Origin of the sequence: Streptomyces sp. NPDC005728 (genome assembly GCF_040630895.1) — a bacterium.
In the GTDB taxonomy this organism is placed as follows: domain Bacteria; phylum Actinomycetota; class Actinomycetes; order Streptomycetales; family Streptomycetaceae; genus Streptomyces.
The window spans coordinates 97,667-111,445 of record NZ_JBEXYL010000010.1; the positions used below are offsets into that span (position 1 = coordinate 97,667).

The 13,779-nt window shown below is 71.7% G+C and carries 7 protein-coding genes; all 7 read right to left on the reverse strand.

Going from position 1 to position 13,779, the window contains the following annotated elements; all coding sequences use genetic code 11:
* Positions 1–36: 36 nt before the first annotated feature.
* Complete coding sequence (locus tag ABZ471_RS10295) at positions 37–1,242, reverse strand: DNA polymerase III subunit delta' (RefSeq protein WP_359064510.1); 1,206 nt, start codon at positions 1,240–1,242, stop codon at positions 37–39.
* Positions 1,243–1,364: 122 nt separating this feature from the next.
* A complete protein-coding gene (tmk, locus tag ABZ471_RS10300; protein ID WP_359064512.1) occupies positions 1,365–4,775 on the reverse strand; it encodes a dTMP kinase in 3,411 nt (1,136 codons plus the stop codon).
* Positions 4,776–4,917: 142 nt separating this feature from the next.
* Entirely contained in the window at positions 4,918–7,764 is a 2,847-nt protein-coding gene (gene topA / locus ABZ471_RS10305) for a type I DNA topoisomerase (RefSeq protein WP_359064514.1), read from the reverse strand.
* Positions 7,765–8,021: 257 nt separating this feature from the next.
* Complete coding sequence (locus tag ABZ471_RS10310) at positions 8,022–8,219, reverse strand: hypothetical protein (RefSeq protein ID WP_359064516.1); 198 nt, start codon at positions 8,217–8,219, stop codon at positions 8,022–8,024.
* Between the two features lie 319 nt (positions 8,220–8,538).
* Positions 8,539–10,080, reverse strand: a complete 1,542-nt coding sequence (locus ABZ471_RS10315; protein WP_359064518.1) for a class I SAM-dependent methyltransferase — start codon at positions 10,078–10,080, stop codon at positions 8,539–8,541.
* A gap of 216 nt (positions 10,081–10,296) precedes the next feature.
* Complete coding sequence (locus ABZ471_RS10320; protein WP_359064520.1) at positions 10,297–10,920, reverse strand: small secreted protein; 624 nt, start codon at positions 10,918–10,920, stop codon at positions 10,297–10,299.
* 195 nt (positions 10,921–11,115) lie between these two features.
* A complete protein-coding gene (locus tag ABZ471_RS10325) occupies positions 11,116–13,521 on the reverse strand; it encodes a sodium-translocating pyrophosphatase (protein WP_359064522.1) in 2,406 nt (801 codons plus the stop codon).
* Positions 13,522–13,779 lie beyond the last annotated feature (258 nt).

Here is a 13,779-nt window from a genome sequence, read left to right on the forward strand (position 1 = left end):
CGAGGGACGCGGTCCGTCAACCACCGTACGCCCGGCTCACCCCGCCCGCAGCGCCATCGTCATCGCCTCCACCGCCAGCAGCGCAGCCACATTGCGGTCCAGGGCCTCGCGGCAGGCGGCGATCGCCTCGATCCGGCGGAGCGTGGACTCCGGTGAGCTGCCGCGGGCCAGCCTCTCCAGGGCTTCCTCGGTGTCGCCGTTGGCGATCGCCACCCGGGAGCCGAGCTGGAGGGCGAGGACGTCGCGGTAGAAGCCGGTGAGGTCGCCGAGCGCGACATCGAGGCTGTCGCGCTGCGTGCGGGTTCTGCGGCGCTTCTGCATGTCCTCGAGGTCCTTCATCACGCCCGCCGTACCGCGCGGCAGCCGGCCGCCCTGGGCCGCGCCCAGAGCCGCCTTCAGCTCCTCGGTCTCCTTGCCGTCCATCTCCTCGGCGAGCTGCTTGGCGTCCTCGGCGGCCGCGTCGACCAGCTCCTGGGCCGCCCTGAGGCAGGCGCCCACCTCGTCCAGCCGCAGGGGGAGTCTGAGCACGGCGGCGCGGCGCTCGCGGGCCGCGGGGTCGGTGGCCAGGCGGCGGGCCCGGTCGACATGCCCCTGGGTGGCGCGGGCGGCCGCAGCGGCGACCTGGGGTTCGATGCCGTCGCGGCGTACGAGCATGTCGGCGACCGCGTCGACCGAGGGCGTCCGCAGGTTCAGGTGGCGGCAGCGGGAGCGGATCGTGGGCAGGACGTCCTCGATCGAGGGGGCGCACAGCAGCCAGACCGTCCGCGGGGCGGGCTCCTCCACGGCCTTCAGGACGGCGTTGGCCGACTTCTCGTTCAGCCGCTCGGCGTCCTCGACCAGGATGATCTGCCAGCGGCCGGTCGCCGGGGAGGTGAACGACTTGCGGACCGTGTCCCGCATGTCCTTGACCAGGATCTCGGAGCCCACGGCGGCGACCGTGGTGACGTCCGCGTGGGTGCCGAGCAGCGCGGTGTGGCAGCCGTCGCAGAAACCGCAGCCCGGGGATCCGCCGAGGGCACGGTCGGGGCTCACGCACTGGAGGGCGGCGGCGAAGGCCCGCGCCGCCTGGTTCCGGCCCGCTCCGGGCGGGCCCGTGAACAGCCAGGCGTGCGTCATCTTCGACGCCTCCGGCAACGGCTCGGCCGCCGCGGCGGCCGTGACGAGGGCGTCGGCGTCCCGAGCGGCGGCATCGAGCACCGCGCTCACCTTCTCCTGCCCGACGAGGTCGTCCCACACGGTCATGGGTCACGCCGCCCTTTCGTCACACTTCGCGTTCCGGGATCCATTGTGGGGGTGGGCACTGACAACGCGGGCGGCGCCCGCCGGTGCTCCGACGGGCGCCGCCCTACGTGCTCTGTCCTCGCTCAGCCGCGACGACCGCGACCCCGGCGGCCCTGGTCGTCACCGGGGCCCCCGTACTCCTGCTCGTCGTACGACCCCAGCAGCTCGTCCGCCAGCGTCGGCAGGTCGTCCAGCGGAGTCTCCTCGGCCCAGTCGGGGCGCGGCCGGCGACGCGGCGTGCCCTCGGAGTCGAGCTGGGGCATCTCGCGCGTACGGTCCCCGGAGTCGTCGGGACCCGCCCCGGGCCGCTCGTCCCGGAAGAAGCCGGCCGGCACCCGGTCCGCCGGGTCCTGGCCCCGTACGGGCGGCCGAACGGTGGTCCCGTCGCCTCCGCCCGGGGGCACCGGCGGCAGCACGGCCGTCTCGTCGGCGGACACGGGCGGCAGCACCGCCGTCTCGTCCGCCGCACCCGGAGCAACCGGCGGCAGCACCGCCGTCTCGTCCGCCGCACCCGGAGCAACCGGCGGCAGCACCGCGGTCTCGTCCGCCGCGCCGGAGGCGGCCTGCGGCTGCGGCAGCTCGGCCGTCACCTCGGACTCGGAACCGGACCCGGTCCCCGTCCCGGTCCTGGACGCCTGGGCATCGCCGGCCCGCTCCTCGCGCACCGGCCGCAGCACCGTCGTCTCCTCGGCACCCGGAGACGCGACCGGCGTCCGCACCGTCTCCTCCGCACTCGGCGAAGGCGTGCCGCCCGCCCCCGGCGAGACGACCGGCGTGGGCACGGTCGCCGCGTCCGGGGTCATACCCGGCACCGGCGGCTGCGGGGTGCCGGGCCTGCGGGCCGCCACGTCGGCGGCAGCCGCGGCCTCGGCCGCCTGGCGGCGGGCCTCCTCCGCGCGCAGCAGGGCCTCTTCGGCCTTGCGCTGCTTCTCCAGGCGTCGCGCTTCCTCCTCGGCGCGCAGCCGGGCCTGCCGTGCCTCTTCCTCGGCGCGCAGCCTGGCCTCCTCCTCGGCCTGCTTGCGCCGCAGCTCCTCCTCGGCCCTGCGGCGGGCCTCCTCCTCGGCGCGGGCCTTCTCCTCCGCGAGGAGCCGCTGCCGCTCCTCCTCCGCCCGGCGCCGCGCTTCCTCGGCCCGCTGCCGGGCCTCCTCCGCCTGCCGCTCGGCCTCGCGACGCTGCGCCTCCTCCAGCTCGCGGCGCTTGCGCTCCTCCTCCTCGGCGCGCAGCTTGGCGAGCTGCTCCTGGCGCTCGCGCTCCAGGCGCTCCTCCTCGGCCTTGCGCGCGGCCTCTTCCTCGGCCTTGCGGCGCGCCTCCTCCTCGGCCTTCCTGCGCGCCTCCTCCTGGGCCTTGACCTCGGCCTCGGACAGCGGCAGCACGGTGTCGAGCCGGTGCCGGATCACGGTGGTGACGGCCTCGGGCTCCTGCCCGGCGTCCACGACCAGATAGCGGCCGGGGTCGGAGGCGGCGAGCGTGAGGAAACCGGCCCGCACGCGCGCGTGGAACTCGGCCGGCTCCGACTCCAGCCGGTCCGGCGCCTCGGTGAACCGCTCGCGGGCGGCCTCCGGGGAGACGTCCAGCAGGACGGTGAGGTGCGGGACGAGCCCGTTGGTCGCCCAGCGGTTGATGCGGGCGATCTCGGTCGGGGACAGGTCACGACCCGCGCCCTGGTAAGCCACGGACGAGTCGATGTACCGGTCCGAGATGACGACGGCGCCGCGCTCCAGGGCGGGCCGTACGACGGTGTCGACGTGCTCGGCCCGGTCGGCCGCGTACAGCAGCGCCTCCGCGCGGTGCGACAGACCCGCCGAGGACACGTCCAGCAGGATCGAGCGCAGCCGCTTGCCCACAGGGGTGGCCCCCGGCTCGCGGGTGAGCACGACCTCGTGGCCCTTGGCGCGGATCCACTCCGCGAGCGCCTCGGCCTGGGTGGACTTGCCAGCTCCGTCGCCGCCCTCCAGGGCGATGAAGAAACCGTTCGTCGCCGAGGCCTGGACGGGGTCGTCGCCGCCGAGCAGCGCGTCCTTGAGGTCCTGGCGCAGCGGGACACCGGAGCGGTCGTCGACCTTGGCGAGCACCAGCGCGGCCACCGGCAGCAGCAGCGCGCCGACCAGCATCAGCGTGAAGGAGGCGCCGCCGTGGGCGAAGACGAACCTGCCGTTCTCCAGCCGGTGCGGGCCGATCAGCGCGGCGACCAGGGGGGCGATCAGGACGCCGAGCGCGATGCATACCCGTACGACCGCGTGCAGGTGCTCGGTGGTGCGGGCCTTGCGGTACTCCTCGGTCTCCTGGTCCAGCAGGGCGTGTCCGGTGTTGGCGGCGACGCCCGCGCCGACACCGGCCAGCGTGACGATGAGCAGCACCGTGGTGACGTCAGGGACGAGCCCGGCGGCCAGCAGGGCGATGCCGGTGAAGGCGATCGCGAGGGCGAGCAGCCGGCGGCGCGAGAGCGAGGGCAGCAGCGCGGGCGCCGTACGGATGCCGACGCCGACACCGCCGGTCAGGCCCAGCACCAGCAGGCCGTAGAGGACCGGGCCGCCGCCCAGGTCCTTGGCGTGCAGCACGCACACCGCGACCGCGGCGGCGATGGCTCCGGCCACGGCGGCGCAGGCCGGGACGAGCAGCGGGATGGCGCCCGTACGGCCCTTGTCGACGCCCGTGCCGGTGCGCGGGCGGCGCAGGCCCTCCAGCGGGGACCGCGGGCGCGGGGTGCGCGTGTCGGGCAGCTCCAGGAACGTCAGCACGGACAGGGACGCGGCGAAGAGTCCCGCCGCCACGTACGACCCGAGGGCCGCCTGGTGCTGGTCGAACCAGGCCACTCCGGTGCCGAGCAGGTTGTTCAGCAGGGCGGCGACGACCAGGGCGGCGGCCGCCAGCGGAATCGCCAGGAAGCTGGTGCGCAGCGCGAGGCGGCGCAGGGCGTCCAGGTGGTCCGGCAGCGGCCGTACGGTCGCCCCCTCCGGGGGCGGGGCGGGCAGCAGGGCCGGGGCCGCGCCCTCCCGGCACACCGTCCACAGCCGCTCGGCGACGCCGGTGACGAAGGCGGTGACCAGCAGGACGGCGAGTGCGTTGTCCGGGGTCCAGTCGATCCAGAGGGGCGCGACGATCAGCAGCACGGCACGCAGGCCGTCGGCGCCGACCATGGTCCAGCGCCGGTCGAGCGGGCCCTCCTGGGCGGTGAGCGTGGTCAGCGGGCCGAGGAGGACCGCGCCGAAGAGGAGGGTGGCGAGGATGCGCGCGGCGAAGACGGTCGCCACTGCGAACGCCACGCCTCGGTAGCCGCCACCGAAGGAGCCCTGGGCGATGGCCGCCTGGAGGACGAAGAGGACCAGCACGAGCAGCGCGAGGATGTCACCGACACCGCTCACGAGCTGCGCGCTCCACAGGCGCCGCACCTGTGGTCGGCGCAGCAGGGAGCGGACGGCGCGCTCGCGGGAGTCCGCGACCAGTTCGTCGTCCGCTGCTGTGGTGGGGGCCGTTGGCTGCTCGGCTCGCGTCATGCGTTCAGCCTATCGGCAGCCACCGACACCACACCCGTCCGGGCGTACGCGCGCCCCGACACCAAAGTGATGCCGAGGCGTTCGTTTCGCGAAGCCGGAGCGACGGACCGGAGCGCGGGTGCGTGCTCCGGCCGTCGGACCGTCAGTCCTCCGCGCCGGAGGCGGTCGCCTTCGAAGCCGTCGCCTTCTTGGCCGCCGTCGTCTTCGCCGCCGTCGTCTTCGCCGTGGTCTTCTTCGCGGCTGCGGTGGTCTTCTTCGCCGCCGTCTTCTTGGCGGCGGTCTTCTTCGCCGGCGCGGCCTTCTTGGCCGGGGCCTTCTTCGCCGTCTTCTTGGCGGGCCCCTTCGCCCGCTTCTCGGCGAGCAGCTCGAAGCCGCGCTCCGGAGTGATCGTTTCCACGCTGTCGTCGGAGCGCAGGGTCGCGTTGGTCTCGCCGTCGGTGACGTACGGACCGAAGCGGCCGTCCTTGACCACGACCGGCTTCGCGGAGACCGGGTCCTCGCCCAGCTCCTTCAGCGGCGGCTTGGCGGCGGCCCGTCCGCGCTGCTTCGGCTGGGCGTAGATCGCCTGCGCCTCCTCCAGCGTGATCGTGAAGAGCTGGTCCTCGGTCTGCAGCGAGCGCGAGTCCGTGCCCTTCTTCAGGTACGGGCCGTAGCGGCCGTTCTGCGCGGTGATCTCCACACCGTCGGCGTCGGTGCCGACGACACGCGGCAGCGACATCAGCTTCAGCGCGTCCTCGAGGGTCACCGTGTCCAGTGCCATGGACTTGAAGAGGGAGGCGGTGCGCGGCTTGACCGCGTTCTTGCCCGTCTTCGGGGTGCCCTCGGGGAGAACCTCCGTGACGTACGGGCCGTAGCGGCCGTCCTTGGCGACGATCGCGTGCCCGCTCTGCGGGTCCGTGCCCAGCTCGAAGTCGCCGCTCGGCTTGGCCAGCAGCTCCTCGGCCAGCTCGACGGACAGCTCGTCCGGCGCCAGATCGTCCTGGATGTCGGCGCGCTGGTGCTGTTCGGTGTCCTTCTCGCCGCGCTCGATGTAGGGGCCGTAGCGGCCGACTCGCAGCACGATGTCGTTGCCCACCGGGAAGGAGGACACCTCGCGCGCGTCGATCGCGCCCAGGTCGGTGACCAGTTCCTTGAGGCCGCCGAGGTGGTCCCCGTCGCCGTTGCCGGCGTCGGCGGCGGCACCCGCGACGGTGCCCTCGCCGAAGTAGAAGCGCTTCAGCCACGGCACGGCCTGCGCCTCGCCGCGGGCGATGCGGTCGAGGTCGTCCTCCATCTTGGCGGTGAAGTCGTAGTCGACGAGCCGCCCGAAGTGCTTCTCCAGGAGGTTGACCACGGCGAAGGACAGGAAGGACGGCACCAGGGCCGTGCCCTTCTTGAACACGTAGCCGCGGTCGAGGATCGTGCCGATGATCGACGCGTACGTCGACGGGCGGCCGATCTCGCGCTCTTCCAGCTCCTTGACCAGGGATGCCTCGGTGTAGCGGGCCGGGGCCTTGGTGGCGTGCCCGTCGACCGTGATCTCCTCGGCGGACAGCGGGTCGCCCTCGTCGACGTGCGGCAGCCGGCGCTCGCGGTCGTCCAGCTCGGCGTTCGGGTCGTCGGCGCCCTCGACGTAGGCCTTCAGGAAGCCGTGGAAGGTGATCGTCTTGCCGGAGGCGCTGAACTCGACGTCCCGGCCGTCGGCGGCGGCGCCGCCGATCTTCACCGTGACGGAGTTGCCCGTCGCGTCCTTCATCTGGGAGGCGACGGTCCGCTTCCAGATCAGCTCGTAGAGCTTGAACTGGTCGCCGGTCAGGCCGGTCTCCGCCGGGGTGCGGAAACGATCACCCGAGGGGCGGATCGCCTCGTGCGCCTCCTGGGCGTTCTTCACCTTGGCGGCGTAGGTGCGCGGCTGCGGGGGCAGGTAGTCGGCGCCGTACAGCTGCGTGACCTGGGCGCGGGCGGCCGCGATCGCGGTGTCGCTCAGCGTCGTGGAGTCCGTACGCATGTACGTGATGTAGCCGTTCTCGTACAGCTTCTGGGCGACCTGCATGGTCGCCTTCGCGCCGAAGCCGAGCTTGCGGCTGGCCTCCTGCTGCAGCGTCGTCGTACGGAACGGGGCGTACGGCGAGCGGCGGTACGGCTTGGACTCGACAGAGCGCACGGAGAAGCGGGTGCTCTCCAGGGCCGCGGCGAGGGCGCGGGCGTTCGCCTCGTCGAGGTGGAGGGTGTTCTCGCTCTTGAGTTGTCCGAGGGAGTCGAAGTCGCGGCCCTGCGCGACCCGCCTGCCGTCGACGGTCTGGAGGCGGGCGACCAGCGACGACGGGTCCGACGAATCCCCCGCGCGGCCGGTCAAGAAGGTGCCCGTCAGGTCCCAGTACTCAGCAGAACGGAAAGCGATGCGCTCGCGTTCCCGCTCCACCACGAGGCGGGTCGCGACCGACTGGACACGGCCGGCCGACAGGCGCGGCATGACCTTCTTCCACAGGACCGGCGAGACCTCGTAGCCGTAGAGGCGGTCGAGGATGCGGCGGGTCTCCTGGGCGTCGACCATGCGCTGGTTCAGATCGCGCGGATTGGCGACGGCCTCGCGGATCGCGTCCTTGGTGATCTCGTGGAAGACCATCCGCTTGACCGGGACCTTGGGCTTCAGGACCTCCAGGAGGTGCCACGCGATGGCCTCGCCCTCGCGGTCCTCATCGGTGGCGAGGAAGAGCTCGTCGGAGTCCTTCAGCAGGTCCTTGAGCTTCTTGACCTGGGCCTTCTTGTCGGCGTTGACGACATAGATCGGCTCGAAGTCGTGCTCGACGTCCACACCGAGGCGGCGGACCTCGCCGGTGTACTTCTCCGGCACCTCCGCGGCGCCGTTGGGAAGGTCGCGGATGTGCCCGACGCTCGCTTCGACTACGTAGCCGGGGCCCAGGTAGCCCTTGATCGTCTTCGCCTTGGCAGGCGACTCGACGATGACGAGTCGGCGGCCGCCCTGTGCGGTCTCGCTGGTCGGGGACAACTTCGCTCTTCTCTCCGGTCGACGTTGGGGCCTCCCCCGGCCTTGGTCCCGGGGTCGCGGCGTGCTTCTGGCTCGTGTGACGCTGCGGAGTGTGACGGTACATCCCGCCCCCGTGTCAAACGGGAAAAGCCCACAACGGCCACTCGAACGGTAACCCGACTACCGGCATTCCTGCCGCCCGGAGTGTCCGGCGACCCTTCGCCCTCTGTCCGGGGCGTGATGTTCCAGCTACTGCTACGACCGTACGCCCGCCGACGTCAGAGGCGGGTGAGACAGTAGGCGCCGAGGCCCAGCGCGATGACGCCGACGGCGCCGGCGAGGGTGGCCGATGCGACCTGACTCACACCCTGGGCGACCGGCTCATGGCGCCGCACCCGGGTGCCGGTCCACACCAGCAGGGCGCCTCCGAACAGGGCGAACACCACTCCCGCGAAGATCGCCGGCCCGCTCTCCATGGTCCCGTCCGCCCCTTCTGCACCGTCTGCCCGTACCCAGCGCGGGGAGGGTGGCACGCGTGGGAGACAGGCAGGCGACATCGGGGTGAACGGGAGGTCGACACGCCATCGAACGCACACGTCGAACAGGGCCCGGCTCGGCCCGGCACCCGTAATTTTCCGGCCGTTTTACCGGCACCGGCGCGTCCCGGCCCTGTCGCCGCTCCGCCGACACCGACGCGTCCGGCCCGTGCCACCGGCATACGACGATGATCCGGACGCGGGTACGACGGCCCGGGTAGCCGGGCTACGGCACCCGGCCCGGCCGCCGTACCCCACCTCAGACCACCGGTTCCAGGAAGCCCTGCTCCACCAGGAGCCGGATCTGCGCCGGCGTGCGGTCGCGCAGCAGCACCGGGTCCTCGCCGACGAGCTGGGCGATGGCGTCCAGGATGCGGCCGGCGCTCAGCGTGCCGTCACACACACCCGCGAAGCCCGCACCGACCGTGTCCACCTTCGTGGCACGGCGCATCCCGCGGTGCTGACGCAGCACCACGTGCTCGGGGTCCTCGGCGCCGGGCAACCCGACCTGCTCCTGGACCACCTCGGCGGCCAGCCTGAAGTGGCCTTCGAGCAGGGCCGCGTCGTCGTACTCCCGGAGGAAGTCAAGGCGGTCGAAGTGCGCCCGGATCGCCTCACCGAGCGGCTGTTCGACCGGGTGCGGCCATTCCTCCACAGTGACCGAGGGCTCGGCGGCCCCGGTCCTGCGCAGGGTGATCCAGCCGAAGCCGACGGCCTTGACCTTGCGCGCCTCGAACTCGTCGAGCCAGGCGTCGTACCGCGCCTGGTACTCCGCCGGGTCACCGCGGTGGTCGCCGGCGTCCCTGAGCCACAGCTCGGCGTACTGCGTGACGTCCTGCACCTCACGCTGCACGATCCAGGCATCGCACCCGCGCGGCACCCACGACCTGAGTCTGTCCTGCCAGTCCTCCCCTGCGACGTGCTGCCAGTTGGCGAGGAACTGCGCGAACCCGCCCTCGCTCAGCCGTTCCCCCGCCTGCTGAACGAGCGAGCGGCACAGATCGTCCCCGCCCATCCCGCCGTCGCGGTACGTCAGCCGGGCGCCCGGCGAGATCACGAAGGGCGGGTTGGACACGATCAGGTCGTAGGTCTCGCCTTCCTTGACCGGCTCGAACAGCGAGCCCTGGCGCAGCTCGGCGGCCGGCGCGCCGGAGAGCGCGAGCGTGAGCGCGGTGATGTGCAGCGCGCGCGGGTTGAGGTCGGTGGCCGTCACGCGCGTGGCGTGCTGGGAGGCGTGCAGCGCCTGGATGCCGGAGCCGGTGCCGAGGTCGAGCGCCGAGGCGACAGGCGTGCGGACGGTGATGCCGGCGAGGGTCGTGGAGGCGCCGCCGACGCCCAGTACGACAGCTGTATCTGCCTGAGGGCCCTGCCGGCCGATGCCGCCCACGCCGCCGACCGCGCAGCCCAGGTCGGACACGATGAACCAGTCCTCGCCGCCGGGACCGCCATAGGGCCGTACGTCCACCGTCGCGGCCACCTCGTCGCCGCCCACGCGCACGAGCCATTCGCTTTCCAGGGCCTCCTCGACCGGCAGAACGGCCGCCACGCGCGCGTGGGGCGCCGGTTGCTGGAGCAGGAAGAGACGTACGAGCGTCTCCAGCGGCGTGTCGCCGCGGGTGGCCCTCAGGGCGGGCACGGTCTCGCTGCGGGCCAGCGCCGCGTAGGCGGGGGCACCGAGCAGGTCGAGCAACCCGTCGGCGGTGAAGGAGGCCGCGAGCAGGGCGTCGCGCAGGCGTGCGGCGACGTCGGGCCGGTCGGTGGCGGGCAGGGGGGCGAGGCCGGAGTCAGTCACGCCCCCCATTGTGGCCCGCGCCGCCTGCCGGAGGCTGCCTCATGGGGCCCGCAGCGGCTACCGAAAGCGGCCACATGCGGCCTGCAGCGGCTACCGAAAGCTGCTCACGTGGGTCCCCGGCGCCTGCCGAAAACTGCCTCACGTGCCCCCAGCGACTGCCGAAGGCTGCCTCATGCGGCCCCGGCACTTGCCGGGAGCCGCCTCAGCTCGGACCGGCCGTCGGCGTCAGCCGGTCGTCGCCGAGGCAGAGGAAGCCGCCGACGCGGCCACCTGGCAGCTGGGCTGCTTGGCGATCGCCGCCTTGACGTCGCCCTGCTCCAGCCGCTTCAGCGCCTCGGTGCCACTGTTGCTCTGCTTGCCGATCTCCTTCGTCTGCGTGGCGACGTCGTGCAGGCCGCTCGCGAACTTGCCCTGGTCCTTGGTGTCGAGTCCGTCGACCTTCTTCTTCAGGTCGGCGTACGCCGTGGAGAGGCCCGAGAGGTTCTTGGCGGCGTCCTGCTGCCGCTTGGCACCCTCGTCGACCCCAGGGGGCGCTCCGGCGCTGTTGAGCGCGGCGGCGATCGCCTTGTACCCGTCGGCCATGTCCTGGAAGGCCTGCGAGTACGTTGCCCTGGCGGTCTTGGGCGGGAGGTTGCTGTCCGTGGCGATCTTGGCTATCGACGCGTTGGCCGCCCTGATCTTCGTGTCCTGCGCGGGCACCGCGTCGCACACCGTCTTGGCCCAGGCCACCAGCTTGGGGTCGGGTCCGCTGTCCTTTTTGCTGCTGCATCCCGACAGCGCCACTACCAGTACCGCACCGCCGGACAGTGCGGCCGCGAGCTTCTTGTTCACCGGATCGGTCCCTTCCATGGCTCTCGGCCCCCGGAATCTACACGCGGACCGACGTCCTCCACATGCCGAACGCCATGTAAGTCATCTTTTGTGACTCTTTACACCATGGGAGAGAAGGCTCACGACGTGGGCGAGCCCACACACGGAAGCGGGCGGGCGGCGCGTCAGCACGCGCCTCCCGCCCGCCCGTTGCACAGGCCCTCTTGAGGCGGCCTACGAAACCACCGCCGGATCAGCCGAGTTGGAGACCCGCTCGGTGCTCTCGTCGTCGCCGACGGCGATCCCTCGCCGCTTGGAGACGTACACCGAGACGACGATCACCACGAGCGCGAAGATCGCGACCGCGATGCGTACGCCGATGTTCTTGTCGCCGCCGTAGGAAAACTTGATCACTGCGGGCGCGATGAGCAGCGAGACCAGGTTCATGACCTTCAGCAGCGGGTTGATCGCCGGCCCTGCGGTGTCCTTGAACGGGTCACCGACCGTGTCGCCGATCACCGTGGCCGCGTGGGCCTCGCTGCCCTTGCCGCCGTGATGGCCGTCCTCCACCAGCTTCTTGGCGTTGTCCCACGCTCCACCGGAGTTGGCGAGGAACACCGCCATCAGCGTGCCCGCGCCGATGGCGCCCGCGAGATACGAGCCGAGCGCGCCGACGCCGAGGGTGAAACCGATGAAGATGGGCGCCATGACGGCGAGCAGACCGGGCGTGGCCAGCTCCCGCAGGGCGTCCCTGGTGCAGATGTCGACGACCTTGCCGTACTCGGGCTTCTCCGTGTAGTTCATGATCCCGGGCTTCTCGCGGAACTGCCGCCGCACCTCGTAGACCACCGAACCGGCCGAGCGTGACACGGCGCTGATGGCGAGTCCGGAGAAGAGGAAGACCACCGCGGCGCCCGCGATGAGGCCGACCAGGTTGTTGGGCTGCGAGATGTCGAGCGACAGGCTCAGCGGCGAACCCGGCCCGGTGAGCTTCACTCCGACGTCCTGCACGTTGGTGGTGATCGCGTCCCGGTACGACCCGAAGAGCGCCGCGGCCGCCAGGACGGCGGTGGCGATGGCGATGCCCTTGGTGATGGCCTTGGTGGTGTTGCCGACCGCGTCCAGGTTGGTGAGCACCTGCGCGCCCGCGCCCTCGACGTCGCCGGACATCTCGGCGATGCCCTGCGCGTTGTCAGAGACCGGCCCGAAGGTGTCCATGGCCACGATCACGCCGACCGTGGTGAGCAGGCCGGTGCCCGCCAGCGCGACCGCGAACAACGCCAGCATGATCGACGTGCCGCCGAGCAGGAACGCGCCGTACACGCCGAGACCGATGAGGAGGGCGGTGTAGACGGCCGATTCCAGGCCCACCGAGACACCGGCCAGGACGACGGTGGCCGGGCCCGTGAGGGAGGTCTTGCCGATGTCCCTGACCGGTCGGCGGTTGGTCTCCGTGAAGTAGCCGGTCAGCTGCTGGATCACAGCCGCGAGCAGGATGCCGATGGCAACCGCGACCAGCGCGAGGATGCGCGGATCCCCGTCCTTGCCCCGGATCGCCGCGTCGGTCACGCCGTCCAGGTCGGAGTACTTCGCGGGCAGGTAGACGAAGACCGCGATCGCCACCAGTGCGAGGGAGATCACCGCGGAGATGAAGAAGCCGCGGTTGATCGCCGTCATGCCGCTGCGGTCGGCGCGCCGCGGGGCGACCGCGAAGATGCCGATCATGGCGGTGAGCACACCGATGGCGGGCACGAGCAGCGGGAAGGCGAGCCCCGAGTCGCCGAAAGCGGCCTTGCCGAGGATCAGCGCGGCCACCAGGGTGACGGCGTACGACTCGAACAGGTCGGCCGCCATGCCCGCGCAGTCGCCGACGTTGTCGCCCACGTTGTCGGCGATGGTCGCGGCATTGCGCGGGTCGTCCTCCGGAATGCCCTGTTCGACCTTGCCGACCAGGTCGGCGCCGACGTCGGCGGCCTTGGTGAAGATGCCGCCGCCCACACGCATGAACATGGCGATCAGGGCGGCGCCGAGGCCGAAGCCCTCGAGCACCTTCGGCGCGTCGGCCGCGTACACCAGCACCACACAGGAGGCGCCCAGCAGGCCGAGCCCGACCGTGAACATGCCGACTACGCCGCCCGTGCGAAATGCGATCTTCATCGCGGTGTGTGAAACGGTGGTGAGATCCTTTGCCGGTTCGCCCGGGCCCGGGGTGGCTTCCCGTGCCGCCGCTGCGACCCGCACATTGCTGCGCACGGCCAGCCACATGCCGATATAGCCGGTGGCCGCCGAGAATGCCGCTCCGATCAGGAAGAACACCGATCGTCCGGCCCGCTGATTCCAGTCGTCCGCGGGCAGCAGCAGGAGCAGGAAGAAGACGACGACGGCGAATACACCGAGCGTGCGCAACTGCCTGGCGAGATACGCCCTGGCTCCCTCCTGGACCGCCTCGGCGATCCGCTTCATGCTGTCGGTGCCTTCGCCCGCTGCCAGCACCTGACGCACCAGGACGCCCGCGACCACGAGCGCGGCCAGGGCGACGGCCGCGATCACCGCCACGATGATCCGGTTGTCGTCTGTCAGGACTGCGGCTGCGAAGGTTGTGGGTTGGCCCAACTGATGAGGGGTAGAAGGCCCCGCCATTCGTCCTCCTTGACGCTTGGGCTGAGCTCAAGATGTGGACGGATTGTAGGTACCCGACGGTGATCTAAACAGGGCGCGGTAAGCGGAATTGGCCTTCTTGTGCTCTTCAGCAAATGATCGAGGTCGCATCAGGGGAACCCGAAAGCGGTAATGCCTCAAAGGCATTGACGGGCACATTGATGCTTGATCGAATTATCGGGGTATTGATCGTGAATTCCTTCACGAATTCGCGGGGCCCCGGAAACAGCACGAAGGGCC

Coding starts and splice junctions, on each gene's coding strand:
- ABZ471_RS10295 (WP_359064510.1), bottom strand. CDS start 1,242: ATGACCGTGTGGGACGACCTCGTCGGGCAGGAGAAGGTGAGCGCGGTG.
- tmk (WP_359064512.1), bottom strand. CDS start 4,775: ATGACGCGAGCCGAGCAGCCAACGGCCCCCACCACAGCAGCGGACGAC.
- ABZ471_RS10310 (WP_359064516.1), bottom strand. CDS start 8,219: ATGGAGAGCGGGCCGGCGATCTTCGCGGGAGTGGTGTTCGCCCTGTTC.
- ABZ471_RS10315 (WP_359064518.1), bottom strand. CDS start 10,080: ATGGGGGGCGTGACTGACTCCGGCCTCGCCCCCCTGCCCGCCACCGAC.
- ABZ471_RS10320 (WP_359064520.1), bottom strand. CDS start 10,920: ATGGAAGGGACCGATCCGGTGAACAAGAAGCTCGCGGCCGCACTGTCC.
- ABZ471_RS10325 (WP_359064522.1), bottom strand. CDS start 13,521: ATGGCGGGGCCTTCTACCCCTCATCAGTTGGGCCAACCCACAACCTTC.